Here is an 8,735-nt window from a genome sequence, read left to right as displayed (position 1 = left end):
CCCCCCCCCGCACCCCCCTGGAGTATTTCTGCCAAGAAGAAGGGTCAGTCCGGGCGGCCGATGAGGCGGTCGATGGGCGCGTAGTCATCGGTCAGGACTTGACCACGCGCCTCGGAAATGCGCGTGATGAAGCGGTCCCCAAGGGCGCCGAAGGTCATTCGGAAGGGCATGGGGGCGCTGAATTCATCGAAATCGGAGGAGCTGTTTCCGGCGGCGATGACGAAGACCATGCGGCTGCCGGGCTCGGGCTGCGTGGCCTGGGTCCAGACCTCGACGCTCGGGAAGACCTGTCGCATGGTACGGACGATGGAGCCGAGCGCCTGCAACCGGTCCTCATAGTCGATCACGTTCATCAGGAAGGTGCCGTCCTCGGTCAGGCGCGACCGGGCCAGTTCGAAAAACTCCTGCGTCACCAGATGGACGGGCACCACAACATCGGTGAAGGCATCGCCGATGATCACGTCATAGTGCTGATCGGGGCGGGTCAACAGCGCGCGGCGAGCATCTTCATGCAGAATGGTGACGGTCTCGGGATCGAACCAGAAATCCCGCTCTGCCAGCGCGGTCACGGCGGGGTCGATCTCGGCCACCACCATCGGGCCGGTGCCGTGTTCGGTGAAGGCGCGGGGGATGGAATAGCTGCCGCCACCAATGAAAAAGCTTGTGAAATCGGCACGCGGCGCACGGCGGCGGGCCAGTTCATCCAGCATGGCGGCATGTTCGGTAAACATCACGGTGGGGACGTCGCGGGCGCTCATCCCGTGGCCCAGATGGTCGATGACCATCAGGTGTACGGGGCTTTCGGGATCGGCGGACATATCGACGGTGCGGATGCAGAAATAATTGCTTTCGACCGTGCAAGGGGAGGGTGTGGCCAGCGCGAGGCCGGAGAGCGCGAGGGCAATCAGCGCGGCGATGGACGCGATCTTCAATGCGGCAGACCGCGCGAGCCAGAAGAGCAGCAGCCCGGAGATGACATAGGTCACGGTCACCACGGCAAGCGTGGCGGATGTCCCGAGCCATGAGATGAAGAGAAACCCCGCCAGCAGCGTGCCCGCGATGGCGCCGATGGCACCCGCCGCGAACATCGCCCCGAGCGTACGGCCCTGCTGGTCGGGGGCTGCGCGGGTGACGGACACATGGGCCAGAACCGGGGCAGGGACACCTGCAAAGAACGAGGGCAGGAAGAAGACCGCCATGGTGATGGCGGCGATGCCCCAGACGGGATGGCCCACGGCCTCGAGCAGCGGGGTCGCCACGAGGCGCAGCAGGCTCACCGCGATGGCCGTGGTCAGCGCCGCCGCAATCAGCGCCCCGCCAGTCCAGGCCAGTGCCTTCTCCACCGGGCGCTCCGCCAGCCGCCCGCCCCACCAGTGCCCGGCAGAAAACCCCGCCAGAACCACCGCGATGATCGAGGTCCAGGTGTAAAGTGACATCCCCACATGCGGGGCCAGCATCCGGCCTGCCACGATCTCCACCACAAGCGAGGCCGCCGAGACAGCGGTTTGCAGGGTCAGAAGCAGCCAGAGCGGCATGGCGCGGGTCATCGGCAGGGTCCTTGAAAGCTTTCGGCAATTGTCATCAGCACGCGGCGCGACACAAGGGGGCTTGGTGCAAGATTTGCAATTGCAGCGCCTGTCGGGATGTCCTATACGCGGCGCACGCGGCACCCGTAGCTCAGCTGGATAGAGCGCTGCCCTCCGAAGGCAGAGGCCAGAGGTTCGAATCCTCTCGGGTGCGCCATGATTTCCTGCACATCCCTACAGTTCTGGGCTTTTTGTCCAGTCGATCGGGCAGCGTGGCAGTCCAGGGCCGGATGGCAGGGCTACTGCGCGGGCCATCCTGCAAGGAGTGGCGGAGGGCTTCGGCAGTCTTGGCCAACGCCCGTCGAACCCGGAAGCCAGGAATTCCGGCTTGAGTCAGTGCCGGAATCACGCAATTCTGCTTCTGTAAAGGTTTCCAATTCCGGAAATCAGGTCGAATGTGCTGCCATTGATTTCAGAGAGCCGTGTTTTTCTCAAAGCAACTTCGATGAAGTAGCAAAGACCTAAATTTATTGGGGGGTCACTATGTCATTAACAGAGCTCTATTTCACGGACAGTGCCGGCGGAACAGCCTATAATGGTGCAAGCGGTATTGAGATCGTTACAATCGGCGATCGGACGTTCGTCTATACCGCAGCAACTTTCGCCGATGCGATCATCATTTCCGAACTGCGTGCGGACGGAACGCTGACCGAGATCGGAACCGTGCCGCAGACGTCGGGTGCCGGGCTTAACGGTGTCTCCGGTTTTGCGTCCACAGAGGTGAATGGCACCACGTATCTTTATGCGGCAGGGGAAGTTTCTGACGCGATCACGGTCTATCAGGTCGGCGCGGACGGGATGCTGACCAGCGTTCAGACCGTCTTCGACAGCGACGATACGGATCTCCAACTGGACGGGTCGCTCGGAGAGCTGACCATTGCCACATCCGGCGGTAACCAGTTCCTGATCACCCAGGGCTATTACGATGACGGCCTGAGCGTGTTTCAGATCGGTGCGAACGGCCAATTGACCAACACCGACAATATTGACGATGCCGATTCCCCGGCTCTTGTGCTGAACGGTCCCGCAGATACCGCGTTCATCGAATACATGGGCACGTCTTTTGTCTTTGCCACCGGCCATGATGAAAGTGGTGTCGGGATCTTCAGCCTGTCGGCCTCTGGCCAGCTTACCCTTCTGAACAGCCTGACCGACACGGGCACTCTTGAACTCTCCCGCGCACACGGGGTCGAGGCGGCGATAATCGGCGGCACGCTTTTCATGTATGTCGCGGGCAACAGCGATGATGGCATTTCGGTCTTTTCGGTAAGTGCAGGGGGGGCTGCGGTCAACGTCTTCAACTACAGCGATTCAACGACGCTGAGCCTGAACGGTATCCAGGATCTGGACATTTTCGAGTTCGGGGGCACAACCTACCTCGCCGCAACGCTGGAAATTGATGATGGCATCACCCTGTTCTCCATCGAAGGCGATGGCAGCCTGATGCAGGTGGACAGCGTTTTCGATTCCGAAGACGCTGCATTGGAACTGGATGGCGCCGCTTATCTGGAATTCGTCGAGGTCGACGGTCAGGGATTGCTGGTGGTGGGCGGCCTTAACGACGACGGCATTTCCGTCTTCTCGATGGACATGGGCGCTGTCACCATCGAGGGCACGGCGGCTGCCGATCTTCTTGTCGGCACCGATCGCGGTGAGGAAATCGACGGTCTGCAAGGCGATGACGCCATTGTCGCCGGGGGAGGGGACGATTCCGTCAATGCAGGCGAGGGCAACGATCTTGTCAGTGGCGGCGATGGCGACGATCGTATCGAAGGTGACGGGGATCTGACCCAAACGGCCTCGGACGTCGTCACGGTTGCGGAAACCGGTCAGGATCTGGCGCTCTCGGTGACAATTCCCGACAGTTCCGATGGGACGAGCATTGAAATCTCGGGGATCGTGAACAGGATTCCCAACCAGGGCAGCGATTACAATATCGTCTATGTGATCGACACGTCCTCTTCAATGAGCGGAAGCTTTTCAGGAACCGAAACCGTTGGCGACCTCAACAACGATGGCCAGGCCAACACATTGCTGGATGGCACCGTTGCCGCATTCCAGTCGCTGAATGACAGTCTTGTCGCGGCGGGGTTCTCCGGTTCGGACGTTGCCGTCGTCGAGTTTGCCGGAAGTGCCGTCACCACCTATAGCGGATCGGCGCTTGGCGGTGTGAATGCGGTTCTGGAGGACATGAGAGCGAGCGGGAGCACGGATTTCGAAGATGCGCTTCAGCAGGCGATCCTGGCCCTTCAGGGGATGGGAAGTGGCCAGAATGTCGTTTATTTCATATCGGACGGTGCCCATAACGGCGGTGCCTATGCCGACGAGGTCGCAACGCTGATCGACAGCAATGGGCTGAATGCCACGATCAATGCCTTCGGGCTTGGCACCTCTGCAAATCTCAATCAGCTCGATCTGGTCGATGACGGGACAAGCAATGGCAGCGCCATTCGCGTGCTTGAACCGTCGACGCTGACCGGTGGCCTGACCGGTTCGCCGGTGGACACAAGCGAGGTCGACAGGCTGGAAATCTACGTCAATGGGGTGCTCGTGCGGACCGTGGACGGCGTGGAATTCTCCTCCACGCCGCTCGGCCTTCAGTATAACGCGACCATTGACGGTCTCTCGACAACCGCAGGCGACACGATCGAGGTCATTCTGGTTGCATCGGATTCAAGTGAAACGGAGGTTTCCGTTTCGCTGACCGTTCCCAACGAGACCCTCATCGTCGGGGACGATACGCTGGTCGGTGGTGCGGGCGATGACTCTCTCGATGGGGATGGCGGCAACGATACGCTCATGGGCGAAAGCGGCAATGACCTGTTGGTTGGCGGCACCGGCCATGATCTGCTCGATGGCGGATCTGACGATGACAGGCTCTTCGGAGATGGTGGCAACGATACGCTGATCGGTGGAAGCGGGGCCGATACGTTGACGGGCGGGATTGGCGACGACGTCTACTATGTCGATGGCAGCGATCTGGTCGATGAAAGCACCGGGGGGGCCGGTGATACGGATACCATCGTGTCCCGAACGACGATTGACCTGACCAACCTGGGCAGCAATTTCCTCGGCGATTTCGAGGCCGTCCAACTTATCGGCACCATTGATGCAACGGCCCGTGGTGACGACGGGGCCAATTCGCTGGTTGGCAACGAGGGTGACAACCTGCTTGTTGGACGTGACGGGGCTGACACGCTGTCCGGCGGTTACGGCGATGACACGCTCAACGGTGGCGCGGATGAAGACCTTTTCATTTACTCGGGTGGCGCGGATGTCATCGAGGACTTTTCAAATGATCTGATCGAGATCGATCCCGCGTTCTGGTCGGGCAACCTGGCCAGCGTGCTTTCTGCCGCGGTCGTGCAGGCTGGCAATCTCGTTCTGGATTTCGGCGGTGGAAACACGCTGACGCTGAACGGTGTGACAAGTACCGCGACGCTTGCGGGCCGTATTACCGGTGGCACGCAATCTGTGGCCAGCGACCTCAATGGGGACATGACCAGCGACATTCTGTGGCACAATGGAACGACCGGTCAGTTCGGCATGTTCGGGATGCAGAATGGCAATGCGACCTGGCAGGTGCTCGGATCTGAAAACACCGCCTGGCATATCGCGGGTCTTGGCGATTTCGACGGGGATGGGACCGACGATATCCTCTGGCGCAACGACAGCTCCGGCGGCATCGGCTTCTCGGCTATGGGTAGCGGAAGCCCGGTCTGGAATGCCTTGGGGCAGGCCAGTTCTGCATGGGGCATCGTGGGCGTCGGCGATTTCAACGGTGACGGCACCGACGATATCCTCTGGCAGAACAGCAGCAATGGCGGCGTCGGCATGTTCGCCATGTCGGGCGGCACGGCGACCTGGCAGACGATCGGCGGCTCATCCGCGCCTTGGGAGATCGTGGCGACCGGCGACACGACCGGCGACGGGATCGACGATATCATCTGGCGGAACTCCACGACCGGGCAGGTGGGCCAGTTCGAGATGTCGGACAGCGGAACGGCCAGTTGGAGCGTCGTTGCCAATGTCTCGACCGACTGGCGACTGGTGGGCACCGGGGATCTCGATGGCGATGGCACGGATGACCTGCTTTGGCGGCACGAAAGCTCGGGCGCGGTCGGATATTACGCCATGGGTTCCGGCACGCCGACCTGGCAGGGCCTAGGGCAAGCCAGCTTCGACTGGGATATCGTCGGAACCGGCGACTACAATGGCGACGGCACCGACGATATCCTGTGGCGCAACGTCAATACCGGGACTGTCGGCATGTATGACATGGATGGCGGGCCGAACTGGCAGACCATCGGCCAGGCCGGGTTGGATTGGGACGTCGAGGGGCAGTTCGTGGACGAGTTCGTGTTCTGAGCCCTGCGTGGAGGGGAGCCGCTGCCGCTTGCTGCGGTTCCCGCCCCTGACTGGCCTGATACCCCGCTTGGGCTGACCCGCCCTTGCAACTGTCCCGACCCGGTGTCGGGCGTCCGTCAACGCGAGCTTTCCTCCTGAAAGCCCGGCCGCCCTCGGCAAGGCATTGCCATCGTCGAATGCGATTGCGAGGGGAAGTCCTTCTTTCCACCCGGCATCCTCGGGCCTGGTTCGCGACTCCATGAATGGCTGTCCGGTTCGAGCGGACAGGTCACAGGGCAATGGCGAAAGCTCCCCCTTCGGTGGCAGCACGGGCGATAGTGACGCCAAGTGGTTCTAAGAACTGGACAAAAGAAAAAAAGATATACATCTTTGGTCTGAACTGCGCGCAAATGGATAGCCATCGGCCGCAAGAGACATTGTGAACGGAACTGTTCGGGGGAACGCCATGCCTAGCATTACACTTCAAGGGTTTGAGACTGACAACATCAACCAGGTCAACGGCGACAATGCCTTTGTCAGCACGTCGACACTGACGCTTACGATTTCGGAAGGCGCGAGCCTGATCTACAGCATCATCCCGAACAGCGAAACGATCGGCAACGGCCAAATCCTCGAAGCGGATATCGTACCCATTAACGGCGCCGGCGATGTTTATATTAACGGGATGGCGACCAGCGTAGATCTCACCTGGGTGTTCGAGGCCAGCTTCAGCAACGGGTCCAGCGCCACGATTCTCGTGCTTCAGAACTCCGCCACGGGGCGGGAGTATTTTTTCCCCATAGATGGAACCATGGCAATCCCGACCAGCCAGGCGGAATGGGATGTCATCACCAGCAGCTTCACCGGTGCCAGCTATGCGACCGGCACCTACGCGCCCAACACCGCATTCGACCCGCTGACCTTCCCGAACGGAACCGTGACCGTTGACGACTACTGGGTCGGTTACGACGACCCCGAGCTGTTCAACGGCGGCGCAGGGGATGACGACCTTTCCGGCCAGGGGGGCAATGACACTATCACCGGCGGCGCGGGGGATGACTATATTCGCGGCGGCGCAGGCGACGACTCCCTCGACGGCGGTGACGATTACGACCAGGTCGTCTATGACGATGCCACCTCCGGCGTGACCGTCAACCTTGTGACCGGTACCGCCACGGGCGGCGCGGGCAATGACACGATCGCGAATTTCGAGATGGTTCGCGGGTCGATGCATGACGACCACATAACCGGCGACTCTGGTAGCAACCAGGTGCGCGGTCTCGATGGCAACGATACGCTGATCGGCGGCGACGGGAATGACCGCGTCCGCTATGACCGGGACGCCAATTACGGCGGTGCTGCTGGCGTGAACGTCAACCTGATGACCGGCATTGCCATTGACGGGTTTGGCGATACGGACTCCCTGTCCGGGTTCGAACGGGTCATGGGCTCGAACTCTGGCGACACGATCATCGGCGACGACCAGGACAACGAGCTGGAAGGCCTCGACGGCAATGACACCATAGCCGGTGGCGGAGGCCGCGACAACATTCGGGGCGGCGACGGCGACGATACACTCGACGCATCCGGCGGCGATTCCGCGTCCCAGGGCTATGGCGACATCATCCAGGGTGGCACCGGCAACAACACGATCATCGGACATGCACAGGCCTTCGCCGACCGCAGCGGTGGCGGTATCGACGTCATCTATGAAAACGTCGAGGGCACGGGCGGGGTCGTCATCACCGTGGGCGCGAACGGCACCGGGACGACCACCAGCAACAACGCCGGTGTCGTCAACGATACCTTCACCTATGCCGACCACTTCGAGGGCACGCAGGACGCGGATGTCTTCAACGGCTCGAACGGCGGCTCCGGCACCGGGCAGGGCAACGAATCCTGGGTCGGCGAAGCGGGCAATGACACGATCAACGGCAATGGCGGTTGGGACATGGTCCAGTACTGGCTCGAGGGCGGGACCAACGGGGTGAATGTGAACCTCGCGACCGGTGTTGCGACCGACAGCTACGGCGATACCGACAGCCTCAGCGGGATCGAGGGCGTTGCCGGCACCGACCAGAACGACACCCTGATCGGGGATGGTAACGACAACTACTTCGAAGACCGGGGTGGTGACGACTCGATCAATGCCGCCGGGGGCAATGACTGGATTCGGCTGAATTCCGGCAGCGATACGGTCGATGGTGGTGACGGGTTCGACACGCTGGAAATCGACCTGAACGGGTTCACCCTGCCCGCAGGCTTCATTTATCAGCTCGACCTCTCAACGGGGTATTCCGGGCAGTTGGGTAACCCGAACCTGTCGGACTCCATTTCCAATGTCGAAGCCTTGATGCTGCGCGGCAGCTATGACGCGCAGGTCACGGGCGATGCCGAGGATAACCGTTTTGACACCGGAACCGGCAACGACACGCTGACCGGCGGCGCGGGTGAGGACAGCTTCATCTACAATGGCGGCGCGGATGTGATCACCGATTTCAACGGTGACCTGATCGGAATCTCGTCCTCCATCTGGACGGGGACCGACGCACAATTGATCGCGGACGCCACTGTTGTCAGCGGCAACCTTGTGCTCGATTTCGGGGGGGGCAACACGCTGACCCTGAACGGCATCACCGATGCCTCGGTTCTTCAGGGCCGGATCCTCGGGGCAGCCACGCCTGACGTGGCCAGCGATGTGACCGGCGACGGCACCTCCGATATCCTCTGGCGCAACGGCACGACGGGCCAGTATGGCATGTTCGACATGTCGGGTGGCACGCCCACCTGGAGCGTTCTGGG

3 protein-coding genes and 1 tRNA gene are annotated in these 8,735 nt (G+C 61.3%); 3 read left to right on the top strand and 1 reads right to left on the bottom strand.

The window, feature by feature from the left end; translation table 11 throughout:
• Window positions 1-44 precede the first annotated feature (44 nt).
• Entirely contained in the window at window positions 45-1,547 is a 1,503-nt protein-coding gene (locus tag RBB16_RS20135) for a fused MFS/spermidine synthase (protein WP_306047820.1), read from the bottom strand.
• Window positions 1,548-1,666: 119 nt separating this feature from the next.
• On the opposite strand from RBB16_RS20135, the gene RBB16_RS20130 reads away from it, so the two are divergent.
• The 3 genes from RBB16_RS20130 to RBB16_RS20120 all read left to right on the top strand — a co-directional run.
• Window positions 1,667-1,743 (top strand) — tRNA-Arg (locus RBB16_RS20130).
• 326 nt (window positions 1,744-2,069) lie between these two features.
• Entirely contained in the window at window positions 2,070-5,954 is a 3,885-nt protein-coding gene (locus RBB16_RS20125; RefSeq protein ID WP_306047819.1) for an S-layer family protein, read from the top strand.
• A 445-nt stretch (window positions 5,955-6,399) separates the two neighbouring features.
• The coding region (locus tag RBB16_RS20120) for a calcium-binding protein (protein ID WP_306047818.1) at window positions 6,400-8,735 on the top strand (2,336 nt) is incomplete at its 3' end.

The organism is Nioella sp. MMSF_3534, from assembly GCF_030732985.1.
Lineage (GTDB): Bacteria > Pseudomonadota > Alphaproteobacteria > Rhodobacterales > Rhodobacteraceae > Nioella.
Note: the sequence above shows the minus strand (reverse complement) of the source record. Positions and strands in the feature narration are given on the sequence as shown.

Coding starts and splice junctions, on each gene's coding strand:
- RBB16_RS20135 (WP_306047820.1), bottom strand. CDS start 1,547: ATGACCCGCGCCATGCCGCTCTGGCTGCTTCTGACCCTGCAAACCGCT.
- RBB16_RS20125 (WP_306047819.1), top strand. CDS start 2,070: ATGTCATTAACAGAGCTCTATTTCACGGACAGTGCCGGCGGAACAGCC.